We start from the raw sequence: 17,209 nt of genomic DNA on the forward strand, positions 1-17,209 counted from the left end.
CTTTGCTTCTTCAGGTTTTTTCTGTCCTCTACGTTCACGTGTAAATGGTTCGTTCAAAATCAAATAGTCAACGTATATTATCGGTATTACCTTTATCGGAATCTGTATCCTCTTTTGGTATCTCCCAGATGATTTCGGTTCGGAATCCGCCAAGTGGGGATGGGCCGAATAGGAGGTAGGAGTGACTGCCGAACAGGTGCGTGATTCGTTGGTACGTATTCCAAAGGCCGCAGCCCATTTCTTCTTGTAAAGGTTCCTGCATCTTCAAGTTCAGCGCTTCGTACTGTTCCGGGCTTAAGCCAGGACCATCGTCGTCGATGTATATTCTGCCAAAACCATTCAATTGCTCCCCGGTAATTCGGATTTCCCCGGATGAATAGGACTTCGCCACGCCGTGTATGACGGAATTCTCAACCATCGGCTGAAGCATTAATCGTGGCACCGACTGGGAGAGCATATCCTCAGGGATATCGATGTGATACTCAATACGACCATTGCGCAGCTTCTGGATATCCAGATAGTTGATCAGCAGCTTAATCTCTTCTTGTAGCGACGACGTCTCCCGTTCCATACGGGTGGTGTAGCGATAATACGCACTTAGGTTATGCGCCATGGAGACGACAGCTTGCTCGTCCTTCATCTGAGCCATGTTGATGATATAACCAAGACAATTATATAGGAAATGCGGATTGATCTGCGCTTGTAATTGCTTCAGCGTAGCTTCCCGGGCTCTAATTTTCTCATGGAACACATTCTCGATCAGATCTTGAATCTGATGGGACATATCGTTGAATCGGCGGAACAGGAATGAGAACTCATTCTGGTTTTTGCTATACAGTCGGACAGAATAATCCCCTTGCTCTACACGGCGTAAGCCTTTAATTAGCTTTTTGATTGGATATTGAACATTTCGGTACAGCAGGATTGAAGCAGAGATGCCCACCACCAGCAGCAAAATCATACAGGTGTAGAACAGATTTTGACTCAGCGAGATGGGCTTCAAAATCTGATACAGTGGAATCACGTCAACCAGATGCCAATCCAGATAAGTGGACTTCACGGAACTAACCAGATAGTTCTTACCGTTCAGCTCTACGACATCCTGTGTAGTATCTTCCGGAGAATGCGTGTCCAGATACTGAATGAGTTCTGCGGATAATTGCTTGTCCGCGCTGCGATTGAGAATGGGGGAATTTCCTTTGTGATACAAGAAAGGATCGCCTTGTCCGCCCGCTTTATACGTATCCAGCATATTTTGAATGTTCTCGTAGCTGAAGCTGGCTTCAATCACCAGGTTACTTCCCGTGAGCATCCCCGGCTGTGCCAAGGAATCGGTATAGAACCAATAGAAGGAGTTCAGTTCGTCCTGTGATGCGGCACCCTGATCCCCATAGGTCCATCGTCCACTCATATTTTTTTTCAAATACGCCTCATCATACCCTGTCGTTTGATTGTAGTTAGCGATGACATCCTTATTCTGCTGTGAATGCACCGCATATCGGGTGGGCCATATATCCGTAACGCCGGTTTGCAGCATCATCTTCTCTTGTATCACATAACGGGTCTGCATCCGGTCGTACCGATCATCCCACATGTTGAGGCCGTTGAATGCTCTGACATTGGGGTCTCGGGAGAGAATCAGGCTGAAATCCATCATCTGATTGATGCGGGAGTCGATCTGACTGGACAGAAACGTGAGCTGTTTCGTGTTGGAGATCTGCAGTTCTTTGCTGACGACATCATAGGTGACGTTATTCGAGTAGGTGTACATGATTAGAATGGGGATGAACAAGACCACAATTAACAAGTTTATTTTGGCAAAAAGACTGAATGGGGATCTGGTTTTACCTTGAAAAGGCATTAAGCGCTTCCATATATACATGAAAAGTCTCCTTCTAATTCGTGTGTAAACTACCTCTTCTGATGATACCCTAACAAAACACTATCAAGCCTAACAATGTTATATAGCAGACCTCAGAATGGCTTGATACTATTTATATCAGAGAACCCGATCACACACAAAAACTTTTTTTGGGAACAGGAGAAGCGCTATGGAGGCTAAATTGGAGGGTAAGCGGATCCCGCAGGCAAACGTTGGGAACAAGCTGGATAAAAAGAGAAAAAAACGCTACAAACAGCCATGGATTCTGCACTTTATGGTGTTGCCGGCGGCCATTATGGTCTTTATATTTTCATACATTCCGATGTCCGGGATTTTGATGGCATTTCAGGATTATAAACCTGCACTGGGATTCTTTAATTCCGAATGGGTAGGACTAAAGCACTTCAGGTACATGTGGGAAAATGATTATTTCCTGCAAATTACGTGGAACACGTTATTTTTTGCCTGTACGAAGATCGTCATGAATCTGATAATTCCGTTTATCTTTGCCTTATTGCTCAATGAGGTACGGAAGATGGCGCTGAAAAGAACGATTCAAACGCTCGTGTATCTTCCACACTTTCTGTCTTGGGTTACGCTATCAGGCATTCTGATCGACATTCTGGCCCAGACGGGTATTGTCAATCAGTTCCTGGTTTCGGTATTCGGCATCAAACCGATCTTCTTCTTGGGGGATGGCAGCTGGTTCCGATTCACAATTATTGCGAGTGATGTCTGGAAAGAGTTTGGATTCAACACAATTATCTTCCTCGCGGCACTGTCTGGCATTAACCCTGCACTTTATGAAGCAGCTGAAGTAGATGGGGCAGGACGCTGGAAACAAACGATGTATATTACCATCCCGGCACTGATTCCCATTGGGATCGTAATCGCAACCTTGGCACTGGGTAATGTGCTTAACGCCAACTTTGACCAGATCTTTAACTTATATAGTCCGTTGATTTATCAACAAGGAGATATTATCGATACGTTTGTGTACAGAGAAGGTCTGCTTAGTGGGCAGTTCAGTTTCGCTACCGCCGTGAATCTGTTCAAATCGGTCATCAGCCTGATCCTGATTGTGATCTCGTACCGACTGGCTTACCGATTCGCCGGATATCGAATTTTCTAGAAAGGATGACAAACGAATGTACCATAAAACGATGCCTTACCGCATATTCAGCATATTCAACAATGTGTTATTGACCATCCTTTCACTGCTCTGCTTGCTGCCTTTGTATCACTTGCTCATGGTATCACTTAGCGCATCTGCACCTGCCAATGCGGGTCTCGTAACGTTCTGGCCAATTGGATTTACACTGGAGGCGTATGCCAAGACATTTGCCAATACCAACTTCCTCTCTTCCTTATGGGTATCTGTGGAGCGGACGGTACTTGGTACTGGACTTGCGTTAATCGTCAATACGATTGCAGCCTATGCGCTTTCCAAAGAGACGCGGGTGTTCCGCGCACGTAACATCTATCTATGGTATTTTGTCATCACGATGCTGTTCAGCGGTGGCCTCATTCCGGGGTACATCCTGATTCTGAAGCTGGGACTGATGAACACATTGCTGGCCTTGATCCTGCCAGGATTGGTTGCAGTGTTTAACATCATTCTGTTGCTGAATTTCTTCCGTACCGTTCCGAAGGATCTGGAAGAAGCGGCATTTATCGATGGCGCAGGGCACTTTAAGACGTTTATCAAAATCTATCTGCCTGTCTCGGTACCCGTTATTGCAACGGTTTCGCTCTTCATGATGGTTGGGCATTGGAACGCATACTTTGACGGAATCATCTACATCCGTGATGCGGAAAAGCTGCCACTTGCGACTTTCATGCAGACGATCATCGTGCAGGCCGATATGTCGAAGCTTGATCCAGAAGCGGTGAAGAACCTGTCCCAACGGACCATTCGGGCTTCGCAGATCTTTATTAGCGCACTGCCGATCCTGCTCGTGTATCCGTTCCTGCAACGGTATTTCGTGACTGGGATTGTTGTAGGTGCTGTGAAAGAGTAGTTGAATGTAGGGAATGAATAGGATTGCAAAATGGAGTCACTGAACTGGGGAAGGCCAGGGAGGTGGCTTCTTTTTTGTGTATGGATAAAGAAGGTTGCATATATGTAGTGTATTACCTTTATTTGAATAAAATGGTACGATGATAGCTGATTGAAAGTTATCTTTATTATTCATATCAGAGGGTGTGTACGAAGTGAAAAAAATGATAATCGTTACTCTTGCTTTGTCGTTAGTAAGCGCTTCTCTTGCTTTTGCAGCGACAAGCGCACCACAGAAGATAAGTATATTTTTGAATGGAAAAGAACTAAAGACCAGGGCAGGGACAGAAGTCAAAATAATTGACAATCATGCTTATATCCCGGCCAGTGTTCTTCGTGATGCAAGATTTGCGGTAGAGTATAAGAACTCCAATCTTAATCTAGTGAATAGCTATTCTCATTACACTAAAAATTTAATAGAGATGCATCTTTCCAATCATGAATTTACAAGCAAATTCAACAAGATCGAGCAAGAAGTGGTTGATGTTCTTAGTAAAGTGATATTAGAAGAGCAAGTTGACATCTCCAGATTACAACAGTTAATAAAGGAAGCCGAATTTAAGGGCTGGATCCGTCCAGAGGTGTTTACTCCAGTACAAGACTATAATTCATTTGATTTTTCTGATGCGGGTTATAGTGTGGAATCATATAAAAAAGCGAGTACTGAGTTAATAGCCTATGTTCATACCGGGGACAAGGAAAGATTAAAGTCTTTCCACGAAGAGAGAAAAAAGGCGCTTGAGTATTACGATTCTTACACATATATGTATGATCGTATTTTTAAATTGAGCTATATTAGTGCAACAAAATAGGAAGAGAATAGTAATGATGATAAGTGCGGGAGGGAATTCAAAATGGAATTTAGAAGAATAACTTGGGATAATTTTATCGAATGTATTGAACTTAAAGTCACTCCAGACCAACAAAGGTTCATATCCTCGAACCAACATGCACTTGCTGAAGCGTACGTTGCCTCAGATGAGGGGCAGATTATTATTACTTTTGCAGTCTATAAGGAAGACAATATGGTAGGTTTTATTTCGATGTACTATGATGACGGGGATGGCAATTTTGATTATAGCAGTTATGGCATCTTCAAGATGATGATTGACCAGCGATATCAAGGTAAGGGATATGGTAAAGAAATGGTAGTAAAAGCAATTGAGTATGCGAGGACTTTCCCACGTGGAAAAGCCAAAGTTGTAGAACTCACCTACAAACCTGAAAATGTCGTTGCGAAGAAAATTTATGACTCTCTTGGTTTTATTCAAACTGGTGAAATATTGGCATGTGGCGAAGTACAGGCGGTATTAACTTTGTAATTGTCCGTTACAGCTCCAATCCTGCTCTTTCTTCATGAAATTTACACCTTGATTTGGCTATTCAAATCACCTATTTCCGAATTGGGCGAATTCCAAATTGAGAGAGGATGAATACGATGATGGATCAAAACTTGAAACAAGCAATAGTCAGGGGAGAAACTTCGCTAGGCATTGAATTTGGATCCACACGAATCAAAGCTGTACTCATAGATCACCATTTTAATACCATCTGTTCCAGCAGTTATGAGTGGGAAAATCAATTGATTGGCGGTTACTGGACTTACCATATCGATGAAATGATTCATGGGTTGAAACAAACTTATCATCAATTAAAGCAAGAGATTGAAAAAAAATATGGCGTAACGATACAAAAAATTGGCTCAATCGGATGTTCTGCTATGATGCAGGGTTATATTGCACTTGATCAAAATGGGGAGTTATTGGTTCCGTTTCGTACATGGCGTAATGCCACAACGGGGAAGGCTGCATCAGAGCTAACCGAGAAATTCCAGACTAAAATTCCAGAGCGCTGGAGCATCGCACATTTGTATCAAGCGATTTTGAACGGAGAAGAGCATGTTACGAACATCAATTATATTACGACGTTATCGGGTTACATACATCGGCTGTTAACTGGCAGTAAAGCTATTGGTATAGGGGATGCCTCAGGTATGTTCCCAATTGATGAATCCACACTGGAATACCATGAAGATATGTTGAAGAAGTTTGACGATATAATTGCCGACAAAGGCTACACGTGGAATCTTAAAGATATTTTACCTAAAGTGTACACTGCAGGTGAACATGCCGGATATCTTAGTGAAGCTGGTGCCCGACTGTTAGATCCATCAGGTAACTTGGAATCCAATATTCCACTTTGCCCTCCGGAAGGCGATGCTGGAACAGGCATGGTTGCTACGAATAGTGTCCAAAAACGTACGGGCAACATTTCCGTAGGTACATCGATTTTTGCCATGATTGTATTAGATAAAAACCTATCTAGGGTATACCCTGAGATTGACATCGTGACTACACCTGATGGCAATCCTGTGGCTATGGTTCTTGCGAATAACTGCTCCAGCGATATTAATGCCTGGGTCGACTTGTTCCGTGAGTTTTATGAGGCGATGGGACAGAAGCCCGATATGAACCAGTTATTCAGTGTGTTGTTCAATGAAGCACTGAAAGCTGACGCTGATGGCGGTGGCTTACTGAGCTATGGCTACTATTCAGGCGAGAACATTACAGGAATTGCAAAAGGTCGTCCATTGTTCGTACGTTCTCCAGAGAGCCGCTTCAACCTGGCAAACTTTATGAGAGTCCATCTGTTTGCTGCGTTTGCTGCACTAAGGCTCGGGCTGGATATTCTCACACAGAAGGAGCACGTAACGATTGAGCACATTTGGGCGCATGGGGGATTGTTCAAAACCCCACGAGTCGCTCAAAAAATATGCGCATCCGCACTGAATATTCCCGTGTCGGTCATGTCTACCGCTGGTGAAGGTGGCGCATGGGGAATGGCTATTTTGGCTTCCTACATGGTTAATAAGCAACAGCACGATAGTTTGGCGGATTACCTTACCACTAAGGTGTTTATTGATGCAGAAGGACAAGAGGTTTCTCCAAATAGCGCGGATGTGAATGGATTTGCCTTGTTCATGGAGCGTTACACGGAAGGACTGGCCATTGAGCAGTCAGCGGTAGATCATTTCTTGGAAAATGGGAAGAAAGCCTAAGATGTAATTATATTTCTTGAACAGAGGAAATTGGAACGAAGCCCGTTGCCTACACTATGCAGCCCTGCTATAATTTCGATATATCTATCGTATTGGGGGTTATGACGTGGCAATATGGATGATGCCGGATTGCTCGTTCGCTAGAAAGCCTTATGCAAAGCCTGAATAGGGGCGGACTTTGTGTAGGGCGCGACAAAATGAGATTGTTTGCCCTGGAATCAACATCAACATAATGTTACATCCCGCAGGCTTTGCACCTTACTTTATTTTCTTAATAAATATAAGGGGCTGAAAGCCATGCAAACACCATTTATTCAAAATCATCAATTTAATTATATTCAAAAACAAACTGATTTCCTGCTGAAAACGCTACGCTCGGTTGTGGATCCAAAAGTATTGGAAACTGTCCGTTATACGGTCGGCACAAATGCGGTGAGCATCTTCGATGAACTCACTCAGGAGCAGAAGCAACTGCTGGAGCAGTTATCCACGTATGAGACGACACATGAATTGCAGACCTATCTGAACCAGCTCGAATCATATCTGATTCCATATCCGCAAGTATCAGCGAAGCAGATTCAGAAGCTTTTTCCAAAGGCCAAGAAGCTCAAAGTGCCCGATCTCGAATCCATCGATTACGCACACACAACCTATCTGAGATGGACTGACATTGCGACGAGCCGTTTGTTCATCGTGTACCCGTACGAAGGCAGATTCCTCGGTATTGAGGGACGGATTACACCTACGAACAAAAAGGGGTACTGCATGTTCTGTCATCGTCATCAGGAGCTCGGATTCTTCAACGTGAAGACCAAGGCTCATTCGCCGGATAACTTTTCTTCCATTGCCCAGTACGTATGCATGGATAACACAGCTTGCAACCATAGTATTACCGATATCACTATGCTGGAGAAGTTTCTTCTCTCGACAGTAAAATAATGCAAGACACACAGGCAGGGTCGCTCTTCGGAGCGACCTTTTTGCCGTGTTCAAGTATAGTAATCCGCTATTGAACGTACCACAAAACTTCAGAATTCATATTCGGGTCATACCTTTTTTCTCATACGATCATGAAGTCGGAATATCGTTGGCATAGTTCAGTCCCAAGTGATGTGCATGGTTCAGCAGTGCCTCATAATGCTCAGGCTTGGATTCCAACGTTTCATATAAGTACTCAACCCTCGATTGGGACACGCCGCAGTAATCGGCAATCCCCACATTGAGCAGGTTGGCGATCGATTGACCATAGTTGCGCTTATGCATCTGTTCTTCCGTCACACCCGAAAGAGCGATCCACAATATCTGCTGATGAGAGAGCTTGTTCGCGCCGTAGGCAAATCCGTTGTTCATGACACGATCCACATAACCTTTCAACATGGCTGGCAGATGCCACCACCAGAGAGGAAACACAAAAGCCACAGCATCGTGTTTCTTCAACCGCTTCATCTCCGTTTCAACCTCAGGCGAGAACACCTGATTTTCTTGGGTATAGTCTGGTTCATCCATCTCTCGGAGAATTGGGTCGAAGCCAATCCCATGCAAATCCAATATCTCATAACCGTGACCGGCATCGGTAAGACCCTGTGCAAAACGTTGAGCTACCTGAAAGGTCAAGGAGTCTTTTCTTGGGTGGGATACTACAACGAGTACGTTCATCTTATCTTTCACTACCTTTCTGGATTCCAGTCTTGTAGCCATAAATCAGTGGCTGATGCTATTATAAACAGGTATGAAAACATCTGGAAGTACGCACTTTGATGTTCTATAGGAAGAATGAAGTGCCATAGGAACATCAAAGTACCCTAAATGAATGCCTTGAAATAGATTTGAATAATGGAAAAAATAGCAGAAAAAAAGATCATGCTTCACCTTGATAGCCTATTTATGGAGGGGTTCAAAAATGACAGAACATGGAGAAACGAGTGCTCCAAAAAAATATAAAGTAGGCGTGGAAGCGGCCTTGGAAGTAATGGGTGGGAAGTGGAAGCCTTTGATTATTTATCATTTGATGACCGGACGGAAACGTACGTCGGAGCTTCGGCGGTTAATACCGGACATTACGCAAAAGATGCTGACAACACAGCTCAGAGGACTTGAAAAGGATGAGATCATACAGCGCAAGGTATATTCAGAGGTACCTCCCAAAGTGGAATATGAGTTGACGGACTACGGCTGGGGACTCAAGCCTGCCCTGGACCATTTGTGTTATTGGGGAGAAGAGCATCTGGATAAAATCCACGGAGATAAGTTTAAAGTTTTGGAGGACTTCGATTCTGAAGAGAAGGGGGCGAGAAATTGAATGGTGCGGAGCACGTGAAACAGGTAGTCCCTATTCGTTGTGAAGGCGTGGCTGTAGTTCTGTTGAAGAAAAGCCTCGATCAATACCGTGTACTGATGCTAAAGCGGGCTGGTCGTATGTTGCATAACGAGTGGTGTTATGTTGGCGGCGGGATAGAAAAGGGCGAGAAGGCATGGGAAGCTGCACTTAGAGAAGTTCATGAGGAAACAGGTATTACGGAAGTCCGGTTGTATTCTGCCAATCAATTCGAACAATATTATTCACCCATGGGGGAGTATATCTATACCGCTCCCGTATTCGTAGGATATGTGGATGAAGGCCAGGTTGTCCGGTTAAATCATGAACATATCGAGTACCAATGGATGACGTTTGACGAAGCTAAAGAAAATGCGGCATTGCCCGGAATTGATGATATTTTGGATTTTGTTGAAAAGCATTTTGTCAGAAAAGCCCCTTCCGAGTGGCTTCGGATTAATGGTCAGAATAATTAGGAGGTGGAACTCATCACATACAAGACGATTTATCCAAGAGCATGGTTGAGCCTATTATGTATGTTGGTCATTGAAGCTATGTTTTTCAGAAATATTATTTATGATGAAAATGGTATTATGAAGTACTTCCTGATCGTTATATTGACCTTTATTCTCGGTTATATCTTTTTTCTGCTCTGGCGTTTATTTTTCACTAAACCCAGTATTACGCTGGAAAGCGATCATGTGATTTCTACGAAAAACCAGAGATATGATGCATCTCAGATTGAGTGTATTTATATGAATTACAGACGGATTGGCATCAAACTCTATGGTAAACGGTTAGTGCCGATGGATCTATGTTTTTATTTTCAACGAGGTCAGGAGTCCGCAGGCGTAGAATCAGTGTATGAATGGGCGGCGCGAAATGACAAAGAGATCAAATATAAATTTTTTCAAACCTTGGGGTAGAACAGTGTTTGTGAATATAAGGAATCGTTAGGGCTGAAGATTTTGGAGGAGTAGCGATGCAAACAATAGAGCAGTTTCTAACGAGATCAGGTCTATGCTTCAATAGCAAAGTAGATTCTGTAAATCAGCAGGAGAGATGCATATGAAATATCTAACAAAAGAATGGTATGAGCTTTGTCAGCAGACACATCTTCATTTTGGTTTAAGAGTACATAACGGAGCTTACGAGTCAGATGAGGATCTATTTTTAAGGCTGTATAAAAGAAAGGAAAAAGCACATGTGAAGCAGGAGCGAGAGCAATATAACTTGGACCCACGTTTCATGCTGGAGCATGATGGTCAAGTACTTACTCGCGTAGACAAAGCTTTCGGTGAGGAAGAAGTGACTGAAGAGGATCAGATCGTATTTCACATGCCTCCGGAAGAACGAGCGCATATCGAGAAACTCATTGCAGAATATGATGTACGTCCTCCGTTTGATGAGAAGAAATGTAAGGAAGAGTACAAAGAATCGATAGAGTGGAATTTTCAATACAAGGCGGAGAATTTGCCACAGGACATCGTTGAACAAATTGCGGATATTCGTGTATTTACGTTGGGTTACTGCACGAGAGAAGTTATGCTCCAGCTGAATAAACAGAGTGCAGAGAATAGAAGAGAAATGGAACGCATATCGAAAGAATTTAGAGAAGTGATGATCGCACAGGATATTTCCGATGAAATATATAGCCGGGTTCAATATCATGATTGTACAGTGACGGAACTGCTGACAGGGGATGAAGTGGTCATTCGTTTTGACACCCGTGGGGGCTTCACCAATATAAATAAACTTACGCTCGTTGCGCCGGAAATCCTTAAGCAAGACGGTGGGATTGTAGGCAGTTACTGGATGTATCAAGAGCTGTATCGGATGGATAACGGATATGAGCTTCATGTTTTATTTGATGGTGCGAATATGCCTGAATTGATTGTTCGCTGTGCTGACATTCTCGTAGAGGTAGAATGAGAGAGGCCAAGAGGATGAATATGGAGGGAATAGAGATGGAATGGACCACCAGTACCTTTGGTTATTTATCTACTCCCGTATTTGTCGTGGGCATTGCATGTTACTTCTTTCCTGATTTTCTATACAAAATATTTGTCCTGATAAGATATCGAGAAATAAAACCGAATTACGAGTTTGAAGATAACCCTCCTAACAGTGATATCCCTAAACATATCGAAATAATATTAAAAGTACTAGGCACCATAATGGTTATACTAGGGACCATATGGTTTTGGTTTTCGAAAGAGTTTTATGACTTATTATTTTGACAGCAAGGAGTTGGACACCATTTTTGAATTTATCTGGACTGTAGTGATCTCAATTATAAGTTTAATTGTCGTTCTTATCTTTGCTGCAATTGTACGTTATGCGATAGATTCATCCAAAACGTCTAAAAAGCTGGATGTATTAATCAAAGAAGTACACTATCTGAAAACTGAAATTAAAAAATTGCAACACCATAAGCAGCAAGATGGTAGCAAGCATATTATTGACGAGAAAGTATAGATGAACGACAAGACTTGAAATTTTTCTGAGAAGGGAACGGACCTTGATGAAACCACAGGGGAACGTACAAGCTGTTTTTATAGACAGAGATGGAACAATTGGTGGTACAGGTCATTTTATTCATCCGAGAGATTTCAGATTATACCCCAATGCTCAAGAAGCAATTATGCATTTAAAGCGAGAAGGAATTATGGTACTGGCTTTTACGAATCAATATCGAATCTCACGTGGAGAAGCAAGTGTTGAGGATTTTGAAGAGCAATTTCGTGAGTATGGATTCGATCACTCCTATATATGTCCGCATGAGCAAGAATGCAGTTGCAGAAAGCCTAAACCCGGAATGTTATTACAGGCCTCCGAGGAACACGGTCTGGATTTATCCAAATGCATAGTTATTGGAGATGTAGGAGATACAGACATGCTTGCTGCCCATGCCGTAGGAGCGACCAAGATTATGGTGAGAACAGGGTGGGGGGAATCTTCACTAACCAAATTCAGAGACAAATGGACGGAGACCGAACCTGATTATATCGCAGAGGATATTTGGGATGCCGTACAATGGATCATTCATGGAAGAGAATTCAGAGAATAATTTTTAGCTCCAACCAAGAAGAACGAGCCCATTTTGAAAGATAATTCAACCCACTGTGCAACTGGAATTCAAACACATCTTATGTTCACCAAATGAATTCAGATCCTAGTTATTATGAGGAGAACCATATGTTAATTAATCCAACGATTAATGAGATCAATGACTTATTCAAGATGCATTCTATCAACGAAGAAATATCTGAAATTCAAAGTTTGTCAGGTACCACAGCTGGACGTATTTATCGGTTGAGTACAAGTCTGAATAAGCACTATATTTTGAAATCAGATGAACCCGAACAGATTCACATCGCCCAGAAGTTTTTGGATACGTATAAGAATTCTTCGTTACTGCCTGAAGTTTTGTTGACGGATCCGGATAACACTTATTTCATTTATACGTATATGGAAGGTACGACCCATTTCAACCGGGGCCTGAAGAGAGACTGGTTAACTCGTCTGGTGAAAGAGTTATTCAATACATATGTGCGTTCTACAGATACGAAATCATGGGGCAGAATAGAGTTCCCACAGAGGACATGGAAAGAATTCAATCAGATTAGTATTCATGAAGCAAAGATGAATATCGGAAGTGTTTTAACGACAGATGATTATAATCTGGTTCAATCCAAAGTGGATCGTCTTTTTCATGAGGAAGAAGAAAAGTTTCTTTTACATGGCGATACGGGGGTTCATAATTTTGTATATGATCAAAATGAACTCATCGGCGTTATTGACCCATCTCCAATGGTTGGACCTATCCTCTATGATTTCTTGTATGCTTTTAGCTCTTCGCCGGATGATATCAACACCGAAACATTATTTGCTACGTTCGAACTTTTAGAGCAAGTAGATATGGATAAATCCAGATTGATAGAGGAAGCTCTGGTCCATCTATATTGCCGAATTGGGCTGAGTAACAAGCATCATCCTGATGATCTGCCTGAGTATTTGAAGGCTTGGCATGAATGGAAGCGATTATGTCAGGAACTTTGAACTAACAAACTTTTTACAGCTATCGCAAGTGCCTTAGTTCAGACTATACAAGACAGGAGAGATATCACAAGTTGGATAACAAAAGGTTTTTGAATCGTCCGAATTCTTGGACGACCTCCGAGATGCTTCATGGCGACTTACTTGCCAGTAAAGAACTTATCTATGACAAGTGTGGCTTTGTATGCTCACAACTACATGAAGAAACACAAAATGCTGAATATGGTGCATATGTGTTCACCATAAATGCTCTCTCCATTCGATTTCGCGTCGCCAAAACCACGCCAACCAAGATCGGACAATTTGTTACCCTATGGCAGCGGAGTGAGGATGGAACGACACAGCCATATGATGGATCAGATCCAGCAGATGTGTATGTCATTAGTACGCACACAGGCAGCCACTTTGGGCAATTTGTATTTCCGAAGCATGTATTGTTACAGCGAGATATCCTATCGGATCAAGGCAAAGGTGGCAAGCGCGCAATACGTGTATATCCGCCTTGGGACAAACCAACAAGTAAACAGGCTCTAAAAACGCAGCAATGGCAGCTGGAATACTTCTTGGAAGTACCTTTTACCGAACAATTGAACTGTGATCAAGCCCGGGTACTTTATGGCACCAAACGATTGAAGTAAGTGATAAAGTAGCCCAGCATCTCCAAACTCTTCTCCTCTGAATATCAGCTTGTCACCGATCTTTTCGTCATATCTCCTCTAATCGTTATTTCCCAGTACTGAAGCATGTGTTATGTCCTCCATTTGTTAGAATAGTGAACGTCAGTTCAGTTGATTTTTTTGAAATTTGTGCTTGCCTTAATGTGAACATTAAGCCTTAGGATGTAAAAAAACCGGCCAAATGCATCCAAAAATGAATATAAAGGTGGAGTCAGCAGTATGGCTTTCTCGATAAAAGAAGCTTCGGAGCAGCTGGGTTGTCCTGCACATAAAATTCGTTACTACGAGAAGGAGGGAATGCTCCCTTACATTCAACGGGATCAACATAGAAATCGGATGTTCGAGGAAGAACATCTGGATTGGATGAGACTGATGTCCTGTTTCAGGGCAACGGGTATGAAAGTATCTACACTGAAACAGATGGTTAGTCTGGCACTGGACGGGGATTCAACGATTCCACAACGGAAAGCGATCCTTCACGAATATAAGCGCCATAATTATGAATTGTATGGCGTTTTTTGGCATTTTCGGCTGGGAAAACAAAAAACGCATGTTCAGAATCGGTTCAGAATCGTTTGTTATAATTCACGTGAAGTTTCAAATTTTAAATGTAAATGAGGAGGAACATGATTTGAAGGGGAGCATAGGGGGCAAAAAGATGGCATCTTTCAAACGAGGGCTAGTGATTATGCTGGCATTTTTGATAATGGTGGCATTCATGACACAAAATTCTGCGCAAGCTGTTTCTGGCGAATGGGAACAGGTGAGTCCATTCCCTACGGCTAATTCGATTAGTGCTGTAGCCTATGGCAACAATAAATTTGTCGCTGTGGGACGAAATCAAGTAATTATCACTTCCACTGATAGTAAGAATTGGATAGTCTCGGACCATCCACAAGCAGTGAATTCCAATCTAGCAAGTATCATCTACGGTAATGGCAGATTTGTCGCAGTTGGATCAAGTGGTTTGATAGTAACCCTAGTAGACGGTGAAACTCAATGGAAAATTCAGAGACAGAATATCACCTCTTACGCTATAACTAGCGTTGTATTTGCCAACGGGAAGTTCGTAGCAGTAGGGGCCAATGGAATTGTTATGACATCCACAGACGGGATAACTTGGACGGGGCAGCCAGTAACCAGTACATATCATATGGGTGTTACTTACGGCAAGAATAAGTTTGTTGGTGTCGGGCAAAGAGGATCTGTGATCCAATCTGCCGATGGAACTACTTGGAGCACAGCAACAGTCAACAATACCTATATGTTTAATGGAGTAACTTATGGCAATAACAAATTTGTAGCTGTTGGTCAAGGTGGTTTGATTGCCACATCCAGTGATGGTAACAGTTGGACAACCGCAATCAGCAATTCCACGGTCACGTTTAACACAGTGACTTATGACAACCTTAATAACTTATATGTAGCAGTCGGTGGAGGAGGCACCATTGTGACCTCAGCTAACGGAACGAACTGGACAGTTCAAACCACAGGTACTATAAAGGATCTTAATGGTGTTTTTGCTAGGGATGGTCTCATTTTTGCTGTTGGTTACAGTGGTGTGATCTTAACCTCTAATAATGGAATGACTTGGACAGATCAGTTGAGGGGAACAGCTGCAGGTCTTGAAAGCCTGACTTATGGCAATGGCATATTTGTTGCAGCTGGTTATGAAATGATAGGATCGACGAGTCTGATAGGTGCAATTTACACATCTGAAGATGGACAAAATTGGGTAAACCGAAAAAAGGCAGTTTTTCCGTATAAACGAGATTATATCAGTAGTGTTAGCTATGGTAACGGCAAATTCATAGCCGTAGGGTATAAAGAACTTTCCGGACTCTCCAATACTGGGCTTATTATGACCTCATCTAACGGAGTATCTTGGACAGAGCAATTATTAGATGAAGGGACACTCTTGGATAGCGTATATGGTGATCATCAATATGTGACTGTAGGGGCTTTTGGCAAAATAATGACTTCACCGGATGGTGAAACTTGGACGAGCCGAACAAGTGGAGTGTCAGTTCCGCTTACTGACATTAGTTATGGAAATGGTTTATATGTTGCCGTAGGCGGGAGTACAGTTGTGACATCGCCTGATGGGGTTACATGGAAGGAACAACCGAGTGACTCTTCAAGGTATATATATGATATCGCATACGGTAACGGTTTGTTTATTGCCGTTGGACCAAGTGGAAAAATCATCACTTCTTCCAACGGGGAAAACTGGAGTACTGTAACGAGTACGGTAAATAATGTGCTTCAAGGTATACATTATGACATGAATGGATTTAAGGCTACTGGTAACTCTGGAGTCCTGCTTACTTCACCGGATGGTATCACTTGGACCAAGCAAATAAGCGGGACAAAGGTTGATCTGCGCGGCAGCATCTCAAGCGGAAGCGAGGATGTAGTGATAGGTTTGGATGGACTTATTTTGCGGAAATCGGTTATGAACAGCACGATCGATCCTACAACCGCTTCTTTTGACAAAAACAGTTCATCTGCAGATTACAAGGATATTGAAACAGAAGTCGTCTTAAATGGGAATGAATTCACTGGAATTGAAAATGGAGCCGAGAAGCTCGTATTGGACAGCGATTACAAGATGGTTGCGGGTACTGTGACGATCCGTAAGGAGTATTTGGTCAAACAAGCAGAAGGAACAATAGACCTGAACTTTACCTTTAGTACAGGGGCTACACAGAAGCTGGTAGTTACAATTAATAACACTACACCAAAGGTCGTGACGGTTAGCTACTTACAAGGAGAGCATGGGACAATCGACGGCACGAGCGAGCAGGTAGAGATTGGCGGACATCCAGTAAACGTGCCTACAGTCACGCCTGCTAAGGGGTACCATTTTGCAGGATGGAGCAGCGATGGTGGCATCACTAAGCTTAGTAGTCATGAAGTAGGTACATCCACAGTAACAGCTAATGTAACGTATACTGCACAATACACGGTGTTTGTCATGGGAGATGCAGATGGCGACGGTAAAGTGACTGCTGCTGATGCACTTTTGTTAACCAAATACATGAAAGGCAAGATTACACTTACGCCGGAGCAATTGCACGCGCTTGATATGAATGGTGATGGGAAATGGGACGATGAGGATGTCAAAGCGATTCTTGCCATCGCCATAGGAAAGGGTTGA

Annotated in this window: 18 protein-coding genes; 16 read left to right on the plus strand and 2 right to left on the minus strand. The window is 42.8% G+C overall.

What is annotated here, in order from left to right; genetic code table 11:
• Positions 1 to 67: 67 nt before the first annotated feature.
• Complete coding sequence (locus NST38_RS08075) at positions 68 to 1,882, minus strand: sensor histidine kinase (protein WP_076252705.1); 1,815 nt, start codon at positions 1,880 to 1,882, stop codon at positions 68 to 70.
• Between the two features lie 169 nt (positions 1,883 to 2,051).
• On the opposite strand from NST38_RS08075, the gene NST38_RS08080 reads away from it, so the two are divergent.
• From NST38_RS08080 to NST38_RS08105, 6 genes are all read left to right on the plus strand, one after another.
• Positions 2,052 to 3,014 (plus strand): ABC transporter permease, encoded by a 963-nt coding sequence (locus tag NST38_RS08080; protein ID WP_370511435.1) that lies wholly within the window; start codon positions 2,052 to 2,054, stop codon positions 3,012 to 3,014.
• Between the two features lie 16 nt (positions 3,015 to 3,030).
• A complete protein-coding gene (locus NST38_RS08085) occupies positions 3,031 to 3,903 on the plus strand; it encodes a carbohydrate ABC transporter permease (RefSeq protein ID WP_017689839.1) in 873 nt (290 codons plus the stop codon).
• A gap of 193 nt (positions 3,904 to 4,096) precedes the next feature.
• Positions 4,097 to 4,753, plus strand: a complete 657-nt coding sequence (locus NST38_RS08090; RefSeq protein ID WP_076252703.1) for a hypothetical protein — start codon at positions 4,097 to 4,099, stop codon at positions 4,751 to 4,753.
• A gap of 42 nt (positions 4,754 to 4,795) precedes the next feature.
• Entirely contained in the window at positions 4,796 to 5,263 is a 468-nt protein-coding gene (locus NST38_RS08095) for a GNAT family N-acetyltransferase (protein WP_076252701.1), read from the plus strand.
• Positions 5,264 to 5,382: 119 nt separating this feature from the next.
• Positions 5,383 to 6,999 carry a xylulokinase gene (locus tag NST38_RS08100; protein ID WP_076252750.1) on the plus strand — a complete coding sequence of 539 codons (1,617 nt, stop codon included), beginning with the start codon at positions 5,383 to 5,385 and terminating at the stop codon, positions 6,997 to 6,999.
• 297 nt (positions 7,000 to 7,296) lie between these two features.
• The gene (locus NST38_RS08105) at positions 7,297 to 7,938 is read left to right on the plus strand and encodes a FusB/FusC family EF-G-binding protein (RefSeq protein WP_076252699.1); all 642 of its coding nucleotides are present in this window, start codon (positions 7,297 to 7,299) and stop codon (positions 7,936 to 7,938) included.
• 129 nt (positions 7,939 to 8,067) lie between these two features.
• Here NST38_RS08105 and NST38_RS08110 read toward each other — a convergent pair whose 3' ends face one another.
• Positions 8,068 to 8,655, minus strand: a complete 588-nt coding sequence (locus NST38_RS08110) for an NAD(P)H oxidoreductase (RefSeq protein WP_076252697.1) — start codon at positions 8,653 to 8,655, stop codon at positions 8,068 to 8,070.
• A gap of 244 nt (positions 8,656 to 8,899) precedes the next feature.
• Here NST38_RS08110 and NST38_RS08115 point away from each other — a divergent pair, with 244 nt between their 5' ends.
• The 10 genes from NST38_RS08115 (at position 8,900) to NST38_RS08160 (ending at position 17,209) form a co-directional block, all read left to right on the plus strand.
• Positions 8,900 to 9,298 carry a winged helix-turn-helix transcriptional regulator gene (locus NST38_RS08115; protein WP_036610505.1) on the plus strand — a complete coding sequence of 133 codons (399 nt, stop codon included), beginning with the start codon at positions 8,900 to 8,902 and terminating at the stop codon, positions 9,296 to 9,298.
• Positions 9,295 to 9,789 carry an NUDIX hydrolase gene (locus NST38_RS08120; protein ID WP_341343905.1) on the plus strand — a complete coding sequence of 165 codons (495 nt, stop codon included), beginning with the start codon at positions 9,295 to 9,297 and terminating at the stop codon, positions 9,787 to 9,789. The genes NST38_RS08115 and NST38_RS08120 overlap by 4 nt, the downstream gene beginning before the upstream one ends.
• A 60-nt stretch (positions 9,790 to 9,849) precedes the next feature.
• The gene (locus NST38_RS08125; protein ID WP_341343906.1) at positions 9,850 to 10,239 is read left to right on the plus strand and encodes a hypothetical protein; all 390 of its coding nucleotides are present in this window, start codon (positions 9,850 to 9,852) and stop codon (positions 10,237 to 10,239) included.
• A 142-nt stretch (positions 10,240 to 10,381) separates the two neighbouring features.
• On the plus strand, positions 10,382 to 11,245 hold the full coding sequence (locus tag NST38_RS08130) for a DUF4085 family protein (RefSeq protein ID WP_341343907.1): 864 nt from the start codon (positions 10,382 to 10,384) through the stop codon (positions 11,243 to 11,245).
• A 291-nt stretch (positions 11,246 to 11,536) separates the two neighbouring features.
• The gene (locus tag NST38_RS08135; RefSeq protein ID WP_341343908.1) at positions 11,537 to 11,791 is read left to right on the plus strand and encodes a hypothetical protein; all 255 of its coding nucleotides are present in this window, start codon (positions 11,537 to 11,539) and stop codon (positions 11,789 to 11,791) included.
• Positions 11,792 to 11,837: 46 nt separating this feature from the next.
• Positions 11,838 to 12,383, plus strand: coding sequence for an HAD-IIIA family hydrolase (locus NST38_RS08140; RefSeq protein WP_341344262.1), 546 nt, complete (start codon positions 11,838 to 11,840; stop codon positions 12,381 to 12,383).
• A 128-nt stretch (positions 12,384 to 12,511) separates the two neighbouring features.
• A complete protein-coding gene (locus NST38_RS08145) occupies positions 12,512 to 13,375 on the plus strand; it encodes a phosphotransferase (protein ID WP_340032243.1) in 864 nt (287 codons plus the stop codon).
• A 71-nt stretch (positions 13,376 to 13,446) separates the two neighbouring features.
• On the plus strand, positions 13,447 to 14,010 hold the full coding sequence (locus NST38_RS08150; RefSeq protein ID WP_341343909.1) for a MepB family protein: 564 nt from the start codon (positions 13,447 to 13,449) through the stop codon (positions 14,008 to 14,010).
• Positions 14,011 to 14,268: 258 nt separating this feature from the next.
• A complete protein-coding gene (locus NST38_RS08155; protein ID WP_083684648.1) occupies positions 14,269 to 14,667 on the plus strand; it encodes a MerR family transcriptional regulator in 399 nt (132 codons plus the stop codon).
• A gap of 40 nt (positions 14,668 to 14,707) precedes the next feature.
• A complete protein-coding gene (locus NST38_RS08160; RefSeq protein WP_257468239.1) occupies positions 14,708 to 17,209 on the plus strand; it encodes a X2-like carbohydrate binding domain-containing protein in 2,502 nt (833 codons plus the stop codon).

The organism is Paenibacillus sp. FSL H8-0104, assembly GCF_038050215.1.
Lineage (GTDB): Bacteria > Bacillota > Bacilli > Paenibacillales > Paenibacillaceae > Paenibacillus > Paenibacillus amylolyticus.

Bases quoted from the DNA above. Each gene is read 5' to 3' on its own strand.
- NST38_RS08075 (WP_076252705.1), bottom strand. From the start codon at position 1,882: ATGTATATATGGAAGCGCTTAATGCCTTTTCAAGGTAAAACCAGATCC.
- NST38_RS08080 (WP_370511435.1), top strand. From the start codon at position 2,052: ATGGAGGCTAAATTGGAGGGTAAGCGGATCCCGCAGGCAAACGTTGGG.
- NST38_RS08085 (WP_017689839.1), top strand. From the start codon at position 3,031: ATGTACCATAAAACGATGCCTTACCGCATATTCAGCATATTCAACAAT.
- NST38_RS08095 (WP_076252701.1), top strand. From the start codon at position 4,796: ATGGAATTTAGAAGAATAACTTGGGATAATTTTATCGAATGTATTGAA.
- NST38_RS08100 (WP_076252750.1), top strand. From the start codon at position 5,383: ATGGATCAAAACTTGAAACAAGCAATAGTCAGGGGAGAAACTTCGCTA.
- NST38_RS08105 (WP_076252699.1), top strand. From the start codon at position 7,297: ATGCAAACACCATTTATTCAAAATCATCAATTTAATTATATTCAAAAA.
- NST38_RS08110 (WP_076252697.1), bottom strand. From the start codon at position 8,655: ATGAACGTACTCGTTGTAGTATCCCACCCAAGAAAAGACTCCTTGACC.
- NST38_RS08115 (WP_036610505.1), top strand. From the start codon at position 8,900: ATGACAGAACATGGAGAAACGAGTGCTCCAAAAAAATATAAAGTAGGC.
- NST38_RS08125 (WP_341343906.1), top strand. From the start codon at position 9,850: ATGTTGGTCATTGAAGCTATGTTTTTCAGAAATATTATTTATGATGAA.
- NST38_RS08130 (WP_341343907.1), top strand. From the start codon at position 10,382: ATGAAATATCTAACAAAAGAATGGTATGAGCTTTGTCAGCAGACACAT.
- NST38_RS08135 (WP_341343908.1), top strand. From the start codon at position 11,537: ATGACTTATTATTTTGACAGCAAGGAGTTGGACACCATTTTTGAATTT.
- NST38_RS08140 (WP_341344262.1), top strand. From the start codon at position 11,838: ATGAAACCACAGGGGAACGTACAAGCTGTTTTTATAGACAGAGATGGA.
- NST38_RS08145 (WP_340032243.1), top strand. From the start codon at position 12,512: ATGTTAATTAATCCAACGATTAATGAGATCAATGACTTATTCAAGATG.
- NST38_RS08155 (WP_083684648.1), top strand. From the start codon at position 14,269: ATGGCTTTCTCGATAAAAGAAGCTTCGGAGCAGCTGGGTTGTCCTGCA.
- NST38_RS08160 (WP_257468239.1), top strand. From the start codon at position 14,708: ATGGCATCTTTCAAACGAGGGCTAGTGATTATGCTGGCATTTTTGATA.